General features: G+C 36.7%; 11 protein-coding genes. 5 read left to right on the top strand and 6 right to left on the bottom strand.

What is annotated here, in order from left to right; translation table 11 throughout:
• Positions 1-8: 8 nt before the first annotated feature.
• Together QZ657_RS07795 and QZ657_RS07790 are read left to right on the top strand one after the other, a co-directional pair.
• Positions 9-530, top strand: a complete 522-nt coding sequence (locus QZ657_RS07795) for a GNAT family N-acetyltransferase (RefSeq protein ID WP_291963323.1) — start codon at positions 9-11, stop codon at positions 528-530.
• Entirely contained in the window at positions 531-1,757 is a 1,227-nt protein-coding gene (locus tag QZ657_RS07790; RefSeq protein ID WP_291966051.1) for an ATP-binding cassette domain-containing protein, read from the top strand.
• A 72-nt stretch (positions 1,758-1,829) separates the two neighbouring features.
• Here QZ657_RS07790 and secDF read toward each other — a convergent pair whose 3' ends face one another.
• The 3 genes from secDF to QZ657_RS07775 all read right to left on the bottom strand — a co-directional run bounded on the left by secDF (position 1,830) and on the right by QZ657_RS07775 (position 6,616).
• The gene (gene secDF / locus QZ657_RS07785) at positions 1,830-4,817 is read right to left on the bottom strand and encodes a protein translocase subunit SecDF (RefSeq protein WP_291966048.1); all 2,988 of its coding nucleotides are present in this window, start codon (positions 4,815-4,817) and stop codon (positions 1,830-1,832) included.
• A 117-nt stretch (positions 4,818-4,934) separates the two neighbouring features.
• Positions 4,935-5,552 (bottom strand): hypothetical protein, encoded by a 618-nt coding sequence (locus tag QZ657_RS07780; RefSeq protein ID WP_291966046.1) that lies wholly within the window; start codon positions 5,550-5,552, stop codon positions 4,935-4,937.
• A gap of 137 nt (positions 5,553-5,689) precedes the next feature.
• Complete coding sequence (locus tag QZ657_RS07775) at positions 5,690-6,616, bottom strand: malate dehydrogenase (protein ID WP_276471774.1); 927 nt, start codon at positions 6,614-6,616, stop codon at positions 5,690-5,692.
• A gap of 290 nt (positions 6,617-6,906) precedes the next feature.
• On the opposite strand from QZ657_RS07775, the gene QZ657_RS07770 reads away from it, so the two are divergent.
• The gene (locus tag QZ657_RS07770) at positions 6,907-7,284 is read left to right on the top strand and encodes a hypothetical protein (RefSeq protein WP_276471773.1); all 378 of its coding nucleotides are present in this window, start codon (positions 6,907-6,909) and stop codon (positions 7,282-7,284) included.
• A 180-nt stretch (positions 7,285-7,464) separates the two neighbouring features.
• Here the strand turns inward: QZ657_RS07770 and QZ657_RS07765 are convergent, their stop codons facing one another.
• Positions 7,465-8,481, bottom strand: coding sequence for a DUF6588 family protein (locus QZ657_RS07765; protein WP_291966044.1), 1,017 nt, complete (start codon positions 8,479-8,481; stop codon positions 7,465-7,467).
• A 70-nt stretch (positions 8,482-8,551) separates the two neighbouring features.
• On the bottom strand, positions 8,552-10,492 hold the full coding sequence (gene gyrB / locus QZ657_RS07760) for a DNA topoisomerase (ATP-hydrolyzing) subunit B (protein WP_291966042.1): 1,941 nt from the start codon (positions 10,490-10,492) through the stop codon (positions 8,552-8,554).
• 394 nt (positions 10,493-10,886) lie between these two features.
• Between gyrB and QZ657_RS07755 the strand changes: the two genes are divergently transcribed.
• Positions 10,887-11,072, top strand: coding sequence for a CsbD family protein (locus tag QZ657_RS07755; protein ID WP_291966040.1), 186 nt, complete (start codon positions 10,887-10,889; stop codon positions 11,070-11,072).
• An 89-nt stretch (positions 11,073-11,161) separates the two neighbouring features.
• Here QZ657_RS07755 and asnB read toward each other — a convergent pair whose 3' ends face one another.
• Positions 11,162-12,835 carry an asparagine synthase B gene (gene asnB, locus QZ657_RS07750; RefSeq protein WP_291966038.1) on the bottom strand — a complete coding sequence of 558 codons (1,674 nt, stop codon included), beginning with the start codon at positions 12,833-12,835 and terminating at the stop codon, positions 11,162-11,164.
• Positions 12,836-13,080: 245 nt separating this feature from the next.
• Between asnB and QZ657_RS07745 the strand changes: the two genes are divergently transcribed.
• Entirely contained in the window at positions 13,081-13,620 is a 540-nt protein-coding gene (locus tag QZ657_RS07745) for a DUF2911 domain-containing protein (protein WP_291962910.1), read from the top strand.
• Positions 13,621-13,627 lie beyond the last annotated feature (7 nt).

The raw sequence follows: 13,627 nt of genomic DNA, 5'->3' as shown, positions 1-13,627 counted from the left end.
ATCGTTTAATGCCAAAGTACGTATTATTCAATGAAGAATCTGAACGCTTACTTTTTAAAGAAGTAACACCATTCGATTTTGAAAATTGGCTACCCTTTCACGAAGAACCTTTAAGTAGCCAATATTGGGCAGGATTACCAAAAGATCCAATTGCAGCTTGCCAACAACAATTTGACAGAATATTTGAGCGATATAATAACAATTTAGGTGGTATGAACGCGCTATTTTTAAAAGGTTCCAATACGTTAGTGGGTCTTTGTGGAGTACTCATACAAGAAGTAGATGGTAAAAAGGAATTTGAAATAGGCTATTCCATACTGCCAGAATACTGGCGGCAAGGCTTTGCATTTGAAGCCGCTGAGAAGTGTAAGAAAATTGCCTTTCAAAAAGAATGGACCAAAAGTTTAATTTCAATTATACAGATTGATAATATACCCTCACAAAAAACTGCTTTAAAAAACGGAATGTTTTTAGACTTTACAACCACCTACCATAACAACAAAGTTCATATTTTTAGAATAAATACATAAATGAATCATTGGGTAATATATTTAGATAATAATTCTGACAAAAAAGGCTTCATCAATGATTTTCAACACAGAAGAATACCTTTGGCCTTAGAAGAGTTCAAACCTAAAAATGGACTGCTATTTTCCGCATTGACTTTAGACAAGCTTATAGAAGATGAAGATAGGTATGACAAGAAAATTCTTAGCTCTGAGCACCAAAAATTAGAAACTATGTCTAGTGGGGAGCAGAAAAGAGCGCTACTTCATTATTTACTGTCAGAAAAACCAGATTATATAATTCTTGACAATCCATTTGAAAATTTAGACTTTGCTTTTCAAGAAGAATTAAAATCGATATTGAAAAAACATGCAAAAGACATTACCTTCATTCAATTGGCAAGTAGAAAAGAAGATACACTTCCCTTTATAAACAACTTTGGCTATTTAGAAAAAAATGATTTTTTGATAATTGAAGATTCGGCACTTGATGAAAGTGACATCCCAGAAACTTTCAACTTCATCAATATTCCTGCATCTACCACATCTTTTACCAATTTAAAGAATACCTTAATAGACTTTAAGGATGTAAGTGTCTCCTATGGTGAGAAGCCTATATTGAACAACATTAATTGGACAGTAAAGAAGGGTGATTTCTGGCAGCTTTCTGGTGCAAACGGTAGTGGTAAATCTACCATGCTTTCCATGATATTCGGTGACAACCCAAAAGCATACGGTCAGGAAATCTATTTGTTCGGAAACAAAAAAGGAAGTGGAGAAAGTGTTTGGGACATTAAAGAGAAAATAGGCTACTACGCACCTGCAATGACTCTTAAATTTCATGGCTGGCAATCTGTACAGTACATGCTCATTTCTGGTTTAACGGACTCCGTAGGGCTATATACCATACCTACAGATGTTCAAAAAAAAATCATTGATCAATGGCTGAACCTTTTAGGTTTACAAGATGTAAAAAATAAATATTTTAACGCTTTATCCATGGGTCAACAACGGTTGGTAATGACGGCGCGTGCCATGGTCAAAAGACCTCCAATTTTAATTTTGGATGAACCAACGGCAGATATGGACAGTAAATCCGCTAGGTTATTGGTTGCGTTGGTCAATAAATTTGCCAATGAAACAGATACCGCAATCATTTTTGTTTCCCATAGACAAGAAAAAGGGCTACATCCTAAAAAGATTTTAAAACTTATACCCGGTGAGCATGGCTCAGCAGGTATAATTCACTAGCAAAAGAAGCCTTATGAAATAAAAAAGCCGTTCATTTCTGAACGGCTTTTTCTATTTGAGTTAGTTAGACTATTATTCTACTTCAGTAGAAGGCTTAGCATTGCCCGAAGTAATTTTCTTGCTCAATGCATCGAACATTACCGGGGTTGCAATAAATACAGATGAATATGTACCTACAAGAACACCTACGATCATTGCGAACATAAATCCTCTTAATGACTCACCTCCAAAAATAAAGATTGCCAATAATACTACCAATGTAGTCAAAGATGTATTCAATGTTCTACTTAACGTGGTATTAATAGCGTAGTTAATGTTAGAACCACCTTTCCAGCCACGTTCGGCCAAAGTTTCACGAATACGGTCAAATACTACCACGGTATCATTCAGCGAGTAACCAATTACGGTCAGGATCGCCGCAATGAACGCTTGATCGATTTCCATGTTAAATGGCATTAGCTTACCGAATATAGAGAATACACCAAGTACGATCAATACATCATGGAATACTGCAGTTACAGCACCCAATGAGAATTGCCATCTTCTAAATCTTATTAAAATATATAGGAACACTACAAGTAATGACCCTAAAATAGCCAAGAATGCGTTTTTCTGAATATCATCTGCAATTGTTGGACCAACCTTTACAGATGCCAAAATACCAACTGCTTCATCATCAACACCGCCCAATACGAAGGCTTCTTTACTAAACCCGTCCGGCAAATACTTCTGAAGGGAAGTGTAAAGTTTATCCTGAATTTCAGTATCCACTTCTATACCCTCTACATCTACTTTATAAGGCGTGGTAATTTTTACTTGGTTAGACTCGCCATATGTTTTCACATTTGTTCCGCTACCAAATACGGTATTCAATTCTGATGTTATTTCAGAAGGATTTACTGGATTCTCAAAACGAACAGTATATGAACGTCCTCCTATAAAATCTACACCCTTTTGTAATCCAGGTCCTGCTAATAATGAGAATAAACCAACTGCTATTAAAATTCCTGATATTACGTAAGCTATTTTTCTTTTCTTCAAGAAATCAACATTAATTCCTTTGAAAAGGTTTTTAGTGATGCCAGTAGAGAAATCCAAACTTCTACCTTTCCCACTAATATACCAGTCAATTAACAAACGAGTGATGAATATTGCAGTAAATAAGGATGTTATAATACCAATAAGTAAGGTAGTTGCGAAACCTTTAATTGGACCTGATCCAAAAATAAATAAGATAACCGCAGTTAAACCTGTAGTAATGTTCGCATCTAAAATTGAAGACAATTCATTACAAAAACCATCTGCAACAGCTTGGCTCTTACCTTTACCTTTTGCCAACTCTTCTTTAATACGTTCAAAGATCAGTACGTTAGCATCAACAGACATACCAAGCGTTAAAACAATACCGGCAATACCAGGTAAAGTCAGTACCGCATTTAAACTAGTCAATACACCGAATATTAATAAGATGTTCAACATTAAAGCGATATCCGCAAATACACCTGCTTTACCATAATAACCGATCATCCATAAAAGAACGATTACAAAAGCGATCAAGAATGACATAAAACCACTATCAATAGCTTCTTGACCCAATGAAGGACCAACAATTTCCGATTGAATGATTTCTGCAGAAGCAGGAAGTTTACCAGCTCTAAGCACGTTAGAAATATCTTTAGTCTCGTTTACGGTAAAGTCGCCCGTAATTTCTGAACGACCACCAGAGATTGGACCTGAAGAAACACCAGGAGCTGTGTATACTTTATTATCCAATACAATAGCAATACCGGTCTGGTTGGTGTAAGCATCACCGGTTAATTTTTCCCATTCCTTGGCACCTTTTGTATTCATGGTCATTGAAACGGCAGGCTTACTGAACTGATCAAAATCTGCTCTAGCATCACTAACAACATCACCACTAATTCTTGGTGTACCCTCGCGGTTAGACTTCAATGCGTATAAATCAATAACCTCAGTATCTTCTGATGAAGGTCTTTCCCAAACAAATTTTGTAAACTGTATATCAGCAGGCAATAATCTTCTGATTTCCGGCATTCTTAAATAAGAACCAATAGTTGCCGTATCTTTTATTGCGGCACGGAACATTGCGTTTGATCCTGGGTTAGCAGGAATCAATAATTCGTATAAAGGATTAACCTGTGTCGCTAAATCTAAAGAATCAGCAGAAACATCAGATAATAATGAATCTAATTCAGACTCTTCTTTAACTTGTTCTGGTTGCTTAACCTCAACAATTGTTTTTAATTTCTCGTTCGCTTGAATAAGGAACGTACTGAAGCTGGTATTACTTTGCTTGTACGTTTCCCAAAATTCTAATTGAGCAGTACTTGATAAAAGATCTTGTGCTCTAGCGATATCTCTAGCACCTGGCAATTCTACCAAAATACGACCAGAGTTACCTTCTCTTTGAATGTTAGGCTGTGTAACACCAAAACCATCTATACGTTCTCTTAGTACCTCAAAAGCAGAAACGATGGACTCATCTATTTTTCTACGGATGATAGGCTTAACCTCATCATCTGACATTTGAAAGTTGATCTCATCACTAAGACCTTTATTGGCAAAGATATCTGGTGAAGCTAATTTAGTATCACCTTTAATATTATCGAAAGCTTCAAAAAACAAATCGATATACGTGTCATCACTATTACTAGCAGCAGCATCTGCATCAGCTAGTGCTTTATTGAATATTGGGCTCTTGGTATTATTAGCCAACCCTTTAAGGATATCCTTAATAGAAATCTGTAAGGTAACGTTGATACCACCTTTAAGGTCAAGACCTTTATTTAGTTCTTTCTTTTTAGCTTCATTATAGTTGGTATACCCAAAAACAGGGTTGTTACCAATAGAATCAAGATAGCTAGCAGCTGCAGCCTCTCTTTTTGCTATATAGCCTTCTTCAGATTCAGAAATACGGCTAGCAGCGAAAGTGTTCGCTTCTTTTTCTACTTTACTGGTTACGAAAGTATAGGATAGCTGGTAAATACTGACTAACCCAAATAATAAAGCAAACAGCTTTATAAGTCCTTTGTTTTGCATTTTAATAGTTTATTTAATTTATGTTGATTAAGATTGTGTGTATGTTAAAAACCAAGGCAACGAACCTTTACGTTAAAAGTCATTACGCTCCTTAGTGTTCGTATATGTTATCGGAAATTAACTATTTCCACATGTGCAAGGCCCCGCCCTTACTTCTGGAATTATTTGTGAAGTATTATCTATTGCTATTGCAATAGTTCTATTGATCTTAAAAGCCGTATTTACAAGAACATCTTGTTCTAATGCTACAGCATTACAAAACGGTAATAATACCGGATCGGTTATTTTTTTGGTTATCTGCTTTTGAACAGCAACGATAGTTGCATTTAAAGTAACCCCATGTTCAGCTTGCTGATGAAGATCGGATACAACAAGGTTATACGTTTCAGGAAGTTCTTCTGATGGATAATCCGAAGGAAACCCTTCTTCGTGGGAAAGTGCCCGTTCATTTTCTTCGGACAAAAACTTTTTTACACTAATTGCATCAATATCACTATAGTAACGTATACTTAACTCAGCACCGTTATTCTCTATAATTTCAACGCTATTAACTCCTAGAATCTCAAGCTTGGTGGTAATTGCCTCCAAAATATCATCATGCGCGGATTCCGAAGCTAATTCTACATCTTCAAATTGCAGTACAATTTGTTGATTAGAAGCTTTAGTTTGCTCTTGACTTAGCCCCAATAAGGCTAGAATAATAAATAAAGTACTTACGCACCATTTTGCATTCATGCGGCAAATATAAAAAGAAAGATTATTCTAAGTAGTATATTTTTTACATATATACCACCAAGGTATGCCTAATAAAAAAAACAAAATCCTTATAGTTAGACTATAAGGACTCTGTTCTATTGTTAAGCGTAGTTAAACTATAACTCTAAAAGGCCATTGGTCTTTGTTACACCGGCAGCACTTTCTTGCATTTTTGCTTTTTCTGCATCACTTAATGGAATATCTACTATTTTCTCGATACCATCTTTACCCAAGATTACAGGAACACCTATACAGATATCCTTTAAACCGTATTCTCCATCTAACATTGTAGAACAAGGGAACATTTTCTTTTGATCACAAGCAATTGCCTGAACCATTGAAGAAACTGCAGCACCAGGGGCATACCAAGCACTAGTTCCTAATAATTTGGTCAATGTAGCACCACCAACCTTAGTATCAGCAGCAACTTGCTCCAATCTTTCATCAGACAAGAATTCAGATACACGAATACTATTTCTAGTTGCGTGAGAAGTTAAAGGAACCATACCGGTGTCACTATGCCCACCAATTACCATACCGTCAATATCAGAAATAGGAGCTTCCATTGCTTCTGCCAAACGATACTTAAAACGTGCGCTATCCAAAGCACCACCCATACCAATAATTCTATTTTTAGGTAAACCAGTAGTTTTATGGACCAAATAAGTCATGGTATCCATAGGGTTACTTACCACTATGATAATAACATTAGGTGAGTGCTCTAAAAGATTACTTGAAACCGTTTTAACGATACCGGCATTGATACCGATCAATTCTTCTCTAGTCATACCAGGTTTTCTTGGTATACCAGAAGTAATTACGGCAACATGACTATCAGCTGTCTTAGCGTAATCGTTAGTACTGCCCGTTATCTTTGTATCAAATCCGTTTAAAGAGGCCGTTTGCATTAAATCCATCGCCTTTCCTTCAGCATAACCTTCTTTAATGTCCAAAATAACCACTTCCGATGCAAAATCCTTAATGGCAATGTACTCTGCACAACTAGCACCTACCGCACCAGCACCTACAACTGTAACTTTCATTTATTTTTATTTTATGAATTATTATATATAAAATGGAATGTCCATTTTATGATTATTGAATTTCCTTTCCAAAAATAGGTATTTATTGATGAATTATCGTACTGACCTATTGATTTTATTACCCTTACAAGGCATTAAAAACATCGATAAAATGCACATTTTGTTAATTTTTTTTGCGCTTTAACGAAGAAATCGTCAAAAAGCGACCATACATCGAATTAAAATAATAACGCAAAATTACTCACGTTAATTACTGTGGATCCCAAATCCAAAATTAAATTAACCTACTTATGACTAAGAAGTTCCTCTCTTTGTTGGCCATATGTGCCATAGTATTTCTTGCAAACTGTTCTCGTATAGAAGAGAACAACGATCCTATAATAGGATTATGGTCTCAATCTGAGCTAATCGTCACAGAGAGCTCTTCAAAACAAACAATTCGTAAAGAATGGATTTTTAACGATGTCTACCTAGGAAGATATCAAGAGATAGACGGTTCTACCATTATCCTAAAAACAGATTTCAACTGGTCCAAAAAAGACGATGTATATACTGTAGAGTATAAAGGTCTTAAAGATAAACCCAATAATGTTATCACTATTAAAGCAACGGATGAGGGTTCTTACCTTCAAAAGAAAGATGGTGCAACATTGGCCATAAGGGAATAAACGATTTTAACAGGGCCATGGGAAAAAGGCTGTCCGGAGGGATCTGGGCAGTCTTTTTTATACCCATAGTTGTTCTAGATCAGCTTTTTAAAAGTATTACCTACACTTTTTAAAGTATAAAAAAGGTCCGACGGAATTAGAGATAATTCCTATCGGACCTTTTAAATTTAAAACCTTTATTTATCTAAAACCAAAGTTGACCCCAACCGTTGCCGTATTGAACTCTCCTAGATTATATTCGGCATTCAGCCTAAAGAAACCTAATTTAAGTTTGGTACCTAAAGTACCGGTTACACCATCTACCTTCTTTGTAATAGAAAATGGATCCTCATACGTTTCAGAAGCAAAAGGACCTCTGGTAACTCTATACGTTCCCAACACATCAGTTACAGATTTACCTGTAATATAATTTACCCCTCCATAAAAATTAATTATCGGCAGTTTGGTAGAAACGACGGCTCCAAACGCCCAACTACTAATTTGAGCTTCTATACGTTGATTTTCACCATCTATTAAATCTGCATTTGCCAAATCATAGTCACCACTAATGTTGGTATAACCAATAACGGCGGAAATTGCTACAGGCAGTATCTTATCTGCCGGTAATAGTTTTGTGAAATCATGCTGAAGTCCAACACCGAACAATCCAATAGATGCATCTTCATATTCTATTTTAGGAAGAAATCTTGCTTTTAGCTCCGTTCCTTTGATCAACCCTACACTACCCTGCAAATATCCTGAAGGAATAAAATCAATATCTTCTCCTGCCAAGCCCGAAGGTAGTTCAAAAGTCTCACGAACCGTTACACCCAAAACTTCACCTTCTACAAACACTTCTGTACCTGAAATATCCCCTAATGCGGTAGACACTTCTCTTGCAACTCCCGGGTTGTCCACAAAATCTAAATTCTGATAATCACTAGGATCTAAGATGAAGGTCTTTTTATCCTCTTTGTTCTTAAAGCCGGTAATGTTACCTATGATCGAGATTTCGAATCCGCCCAACGGTTTTGCATCGGCAGTATTGTACCACCCGGTAGACATGCTATACACCACACTTTCTGAAAGAGGCGACATATAATCCGTCGTAAATCGTTCTGCATCTTCAACTCCTGCCGAAAGAACATTATTAAAATCTGCCTGAGCTGAAGCAGTCAAGCATGTTCCAACAATAATACATGTAAGTAGATTTTTCATAATTAAAATTTTATTAAAACTAAAAAACCTGCGCTGTAGACGCAGGTTTTTGTTGTGTAAGTATTAGATTCTATGTGTCAATGTTTGCATAAACGGCATTTTTCTCTATAAACTCTCTTCGTGGCGGCACTTCGTCACCCATCAGCATTGAGAAAACACGATCGGTTTCCGTGGCGTTGTCTATCTGTATTTGACGTAAGGTCCTAAACTCTGGATTCATAGTGGTATCCCATAATTGTTCAGCGTTCATTTCACCAAGACCTTTGTAACGTTGTATACTAACACCACCGCTATAACTATCTGCAATTTCATCACGTTCTTTATCACTCCAGGCATATTGCTTTTTCTGACCCTTCTTAACCAAGTATAAAGGCGGTGTAGCAATGTAAATATGACCTTGCTCTACCAATTCTCTCATGTAACGGAAGAAGAACGTTAAAATCAATGTTTCAATATGACTACCATCAACATCGGCATCACACATGATGACTACCTTATGATATCTCAGTTTCTCAAGGTTCAATGCCTTACTATCCTCTTCGGTACCTATGGTAACACCCAAAGCAGTATACATATTTTTAATTTCTTCGTTTTCAAAAACTTTATGTTGCATAGCTTTTTCAACGTTCAAAATCTTACCTCGTAGAGGTAGGATTGCCTGAAAATTACGATCACGTCCCATTTTGGCAGTACCACCCGCCGAATCTCCCTCAACTAGGAATATTTCGCATTTTTCAGGATCTTGTTCAGAACAATCCGATAGTTTACCAGGTAGTCCACCACCACTCATAACATTCTTACGCTGTACCATTTCACGAGCCTTAGAAGCTGCATGTCTAGCCTGTGCCGCAAGGATAACTTTTTGAACAATGGTCTTTGCATCATCTGGATGCTCTTCAAGATAATTGGTCAACATTTCGGAAACCGCCTGACTAACAGCTGCAGAAACCTCTCTGTTCCCTAATTTTGTCTTGGTCTGGCCTTCAAATTGAGGCTCAGAAACTTTTACGGACACAATTGCCGTAAGACCCTCACGGAAATCATCACCTTGAATTTCAAACTTTAATTTATCCAACATTCCAGAGGCATCTGCATATTTCTTAAGCGTAGAGGTCAAACCTCTTCTAAACCCTGATAAATGCGTACCACCTTCGTGTGTATTAATATTGTTTACATAAGAATGAAGGTTCTCCGTATAACTTGTATTATAGATCATGGCCACTTCTACGGGAATATCATTTTTTTCCCCTTCCATAGCAATAACCCCTTGTATCAAAGACTCACGGTTACCATCTAAAAACTTTACAAATTCCTTAAGACCTTCGTTAGAGAAAAACGTTTCACTAACAAATTCCCCTTTTTCATCTTTTTGGCGCTTGTCCGTAATACTTATAGTTACTCCTTTGTTCAAGAAAGAAAGCTCTCGCATTCTATTGGCCAAAGTTTCATAGCTATATTCTATAGTTTGGGTAAAAATGGTGTTATCTGGGTGAAAAGTAACCTCGGTACCTCTCTCTTCCGTCTCACCTATTCTTTTTACAGGATATAATGCTTTACCACGCTCATACTCTTGTTGCCAAATTACACCGTCCCTGAATACCGTTGCCGTCAAATGATCGGATAATGCGTTTACACAAGAAACACCAACACCGTGCAGACCACCAGAAACTTTATAAGAATCTTTATCGAATTTACCACCGGCACCAATTTTGGTCATAACCACCTCTAGTGCAGACACACCTTCTTTTTTATGAAGGTCTACCGGGATACCCCTACCATTATCTCTTGTTGTTATAGAATTGTCCTCGTTTATGATTACGCTTATGCTGTCACAATGACCACCCATAGCTTCATCAATAGAGTTATCCACTACTTCATATACCAAATGGTGCAAACCACGGATCCCAACATCACCTATATACATGGACGGACGCATACGTACGTGCTCCATTCCCTCCAAGGCCTGAATACTATCTGCCGAATAATTTTTCTTATTTGCTTCTTCGCTCATAAAATTAAGGTTGTTTTACTTCAAATTTTGCAATCTTACAAATATACGCAATACCCCATGAAATATAGCCTTTCTAGCTATTGGACAAAAGCAAGTTATCAACAATAATTGTGGAAAATTACCCCCTTACGCTTAAATGACACTAAATTTCCAAATTCAACCTTCTACCGCTACCACGAAGTTGTATTTCATAAAAAAACAACGTTTTAAAATTCATGAAAACCCTAAAACATGAATCAACATCTTAGTGAACCTTTGACCAATGTTAACAATTCATAGCAGAAATTAACGGTATACATTTGATTGTTTGCGTTATCCATTTCCTAACCAAAATATTAAGATTTACTTTACATATGGATGTTAACTTAGAGGTATAATCTTAAAACAATCTATTATGAACGAAGAACAATTTAAAGGTAAGTGGAATATAGCAAAAGGAAAACTTAAACAAAAGTATGGAGACCTAACAGATGACGACCTTACTTATGCCGAAGGTAAATCTGATGAGCTATTGGGACGTATTCAAGAAAAGACCGGAGAGTCAAAGGAGAAACTAAAAGATATGATCGATAGCTTCTAAAAGTTAAAATTATACTTATTATAAAAAAGCAAACCCCGCCTACAAAGTAGACGGGGTTTTTACAATAGATATAATGACTAATTCAAACCCTATTGTTTAACATAAGCTTCGTCATGTACGTTAGCTATTGCCCTACCTGAAGGATCGTTCATATTTTTGAACGCCTCGTCCCACTCCAATGCCGTTGCGGTACTACAAGCTACACTTGCTTCTTGTGGTACACTTAAGGCTGCGGCATCACTAGGAAAATGCCCTTCAAAAATAGTTCTATAGTAATACTCTTCTTTGTTCAATGGCGTGTTGATCGGAAAGCGGAACGCCGCATTTTCAATTTGCTCATCTGTTATTTCCTTATCTACCAGTTCCTTTAAGGTATCTATCCAGCTATAACCAACACCATCACTAAATTGCTCTTTTTGTCTCCAAGCTACGCTTTCAGGTATCATATCCTCAAAAGCTTTACGAACTACCCACTTCTCCATACGTTCTCCGTTGATCATTTTATCTTCTGGGTTAATACGCATAGCTACATCCATAAACTCTTTATCCAAAAATGGCACACGACCTTCAATACCCCAGGCGGCCAAACTTTTGTTTGCCCTTAAGCAATCGTACATGTGCAACTTATCTAATTTACGAACGGTCTCTTCATGAAACTCCCTAGCATTTGGTGCTTTATGAAAGTATAGATAACCTCCAAAAATCTCGTCTGCACCTTCACCGGACAATACCATTTTTATACCCATGGACTTAATAACACGGGCCATTAAATACATTGGTGTAGATGAACGAATGGTAGTAATATCATACGTTTCAATATTATAGATAACATCTTTTATTGCATCTAAACCTTCTTGAATGGTAAATTTAATTTCATGATGTACCGTACCAATGTGGTCCGCTACCTTTTGTGCGGCCGCCAAATCTGGAGATCCCTCCAAACCAACGGAAAAAGAGTGTAACTGTGGGTACCAAGCATCTGCCGTATCACCACTCTCAATTCTTTTCTGTGCATATTTTTTAGCAACGGCAGAAGTAACAGATGAATCCAAACCACCGGACAACAATACACCATAAGGCACATCTGACATCAATTGTCTATGAACTGCTGCCTCTAAAGCCTCTTTCACTTCTTGTATACTAGTTTCGTTATCCTTTACGGCATCATACTCCATCCAATCTCTAGAGTACCATCTTTTCAATTCGCCGTCAGCACTATGTAAATAATGTCCTGGAGGAAATAATTCTATCTTGGTACATGTACCTTCCAAAGCCTTTAGCTCTGATGCTACATAAAAAGTACCGTTTTTATCCCAACCCATGTATAGAGGAATAATGCCCATGTGGTCACGAGCAACAAAATATTCATCTTTATCGGCATCGTAAATGGTAAAACCAAAAATACCGTTCAATTCATCTAAAAACTTAACCCCTTTTTCCTTGTATAAAGCCAATATTACTTCACAGTCAGATTCGGTCTGAAAATCATATGTACCCTCAAACTGCTTACGTAATTCTCTATGATTATATATTTCGCCATTGGCAGCCAATATCAATTTACCATTAGGACTCAATAATGGTTGTTTTCCAGAAGCTGGATCAACTATAGCCAAACGCTCGTGAGCTAAAATGGCTTTATCATCAGCATAGATACCACTCCAATCCGGACCTCTATGTCTAATCTTTTTTGACATTTCTAAAAGTTGAGGCCTAAGTACCTCAGTACTTTCCTTAACATCAAATGCACATACTATTCCACACATAATCTAATTATTATATCATTTCGAATTCAAATATCAACTTATAGTTTCAATTAACAAACACATATATTAATTATGGTTACATATTGTAACAATAAAATGATTTATTAATTCAATTTGATATCTATTTAACATTTGCATAGTTTAAAACATGACATAATGTAACTAACATAAAATTTAACTTCTTTTTATTAATCGGACTGTAAGGAACTGCTTAGTTTTATGACCTAGAAACCTAAACAATTATTATGAAAAACGTATTTACACTAGCTACACTTATTTTTGCCTTAGTTTTTACCGCTTCTGCAACAGCCCAAGAATTTTCCGGAATAGATAAAAGTCCTATGGACATGGCCGCCTACCCTACAGATTACAAAGTTTCTGAAAAGGCCGTTCGTATCATTTACGGAAGACCACAATTAAAAGGCCGTTCAATGGAAGAATTGGCGCCTACCGGAAAAGTTTGGAGAACCGGTGCCAACGAAGCTCCAGAAATTACTTTCTACAAGGATGTTACTTTTGGTGGTAAAGCTGTTAAAGCTGGTACATACTCTTTATTCACCATACCAGGTGGAGACGAGTGGACGGTTATATTAAACAAAAACCTAAACCAATGGGGTTCATATTTTTATGATGAAGCCGCCGATGTTGCTCGTGTAACCGTACCAAACGGTTCTGATGCCGCATCATTAGAAGAATTTTCAATTGCTTTCAAAGATGCCAATGATGGCGCTGAATTGGTTATGGGATGGGACAAAACAAGAGTTGCAGTTCCAATTACAATGTAATTAAAAA

It is taken from the genome of Maribacter sp. (assembly GCA_020629415.1).
GTDB classification, from domain to species: Bacteria; Bacteroidota; Bacteroidia; order Flavobacteriales; family Flavobacteriaceae; genus Maribacter; species Maribacter huludaoensis.
Note: the sequence above shows the minus strand (reverse complement) of the source record. Positions and strands in the feature narration are given on the sequence as shown.

Bases quoted from the DNA above. Each gene is read 5' to 3' on its own strand.
- QZ657_RS07795 (WP_291963323.1), top strand. From the start codon at position 9: ATGCCAAAGTACGTATTATTCAATGAAGAATCTGAACGCTTACTTTTT.
- QZ657_RS07790 (WP_291966051.1), top strand. From the start codon at position 531: ATGAATCATTGGGTAATATATTTAGATAATAATTCTGACAAAAAAGGC.
- secDF (WP_291966048.1), bottom strand. From the start codon at position 4,817: ATGCAAAACAAAGGACTTATAAAGCTGTTTGCTTTATTATTTGGGTTA.
- QZ657_RS07780 (WP_291966046.1), bottom strand. From the start codon at position 5,552: ATGAATGCAAAATGGTGCGTAAGTACTTTATTTATTATTCTAGCCTTA.
- QZ657_RS07775 (WP_276471774.1), bottom strand. From the start codon at position 6,616: ATGAAAGTTACAGTTGTAGGTGCTGGTGCGGTAGGTGCTAGTTGTGCA.
- QZ657_RS07770 (WP_276471773.1), top strand. From the start codon at position 6,907: ATGACTAAGAAGTTCCTCTCTTTGTTGGCCATATGTGCCATAGTATTT.
- QZ657_RS07765 (WP_291966044.1), bottom strand. From the start codon at position 8,481: ATGAAAAATCTACTTACATGTATTATTGTTGGAACATGCTTGACTGCT.
- gyrB (WP_291966042.1), bottom strand. From the start codon at position 10,492: ATGAGCGAAGAAGCAAATAAGAAAAATTATTCGGCAGATAGTATTCAG.
- QZ657_RS07755 (WP_291966040.1), top strand. From the start codon at position 10,887: ATGAACGAAGAACAATTTAAAGGTAAGTGGAATATAGCAAAAGGAAAA.
- asnB (WP_291966038.1), bottom strand. From the start codon at position 12,835: ATGTGTGGAATAGTATGTGCATTTGATGTTAAGGAAAGTACTGAGGTA.
- QZ657_RS07745 (WP_291962910.1), top strand. From the start codon at position 13,081: ATGAAAAACGTATTTACACTAGCTACACTTATTTTTGCCTTAGTTTTT.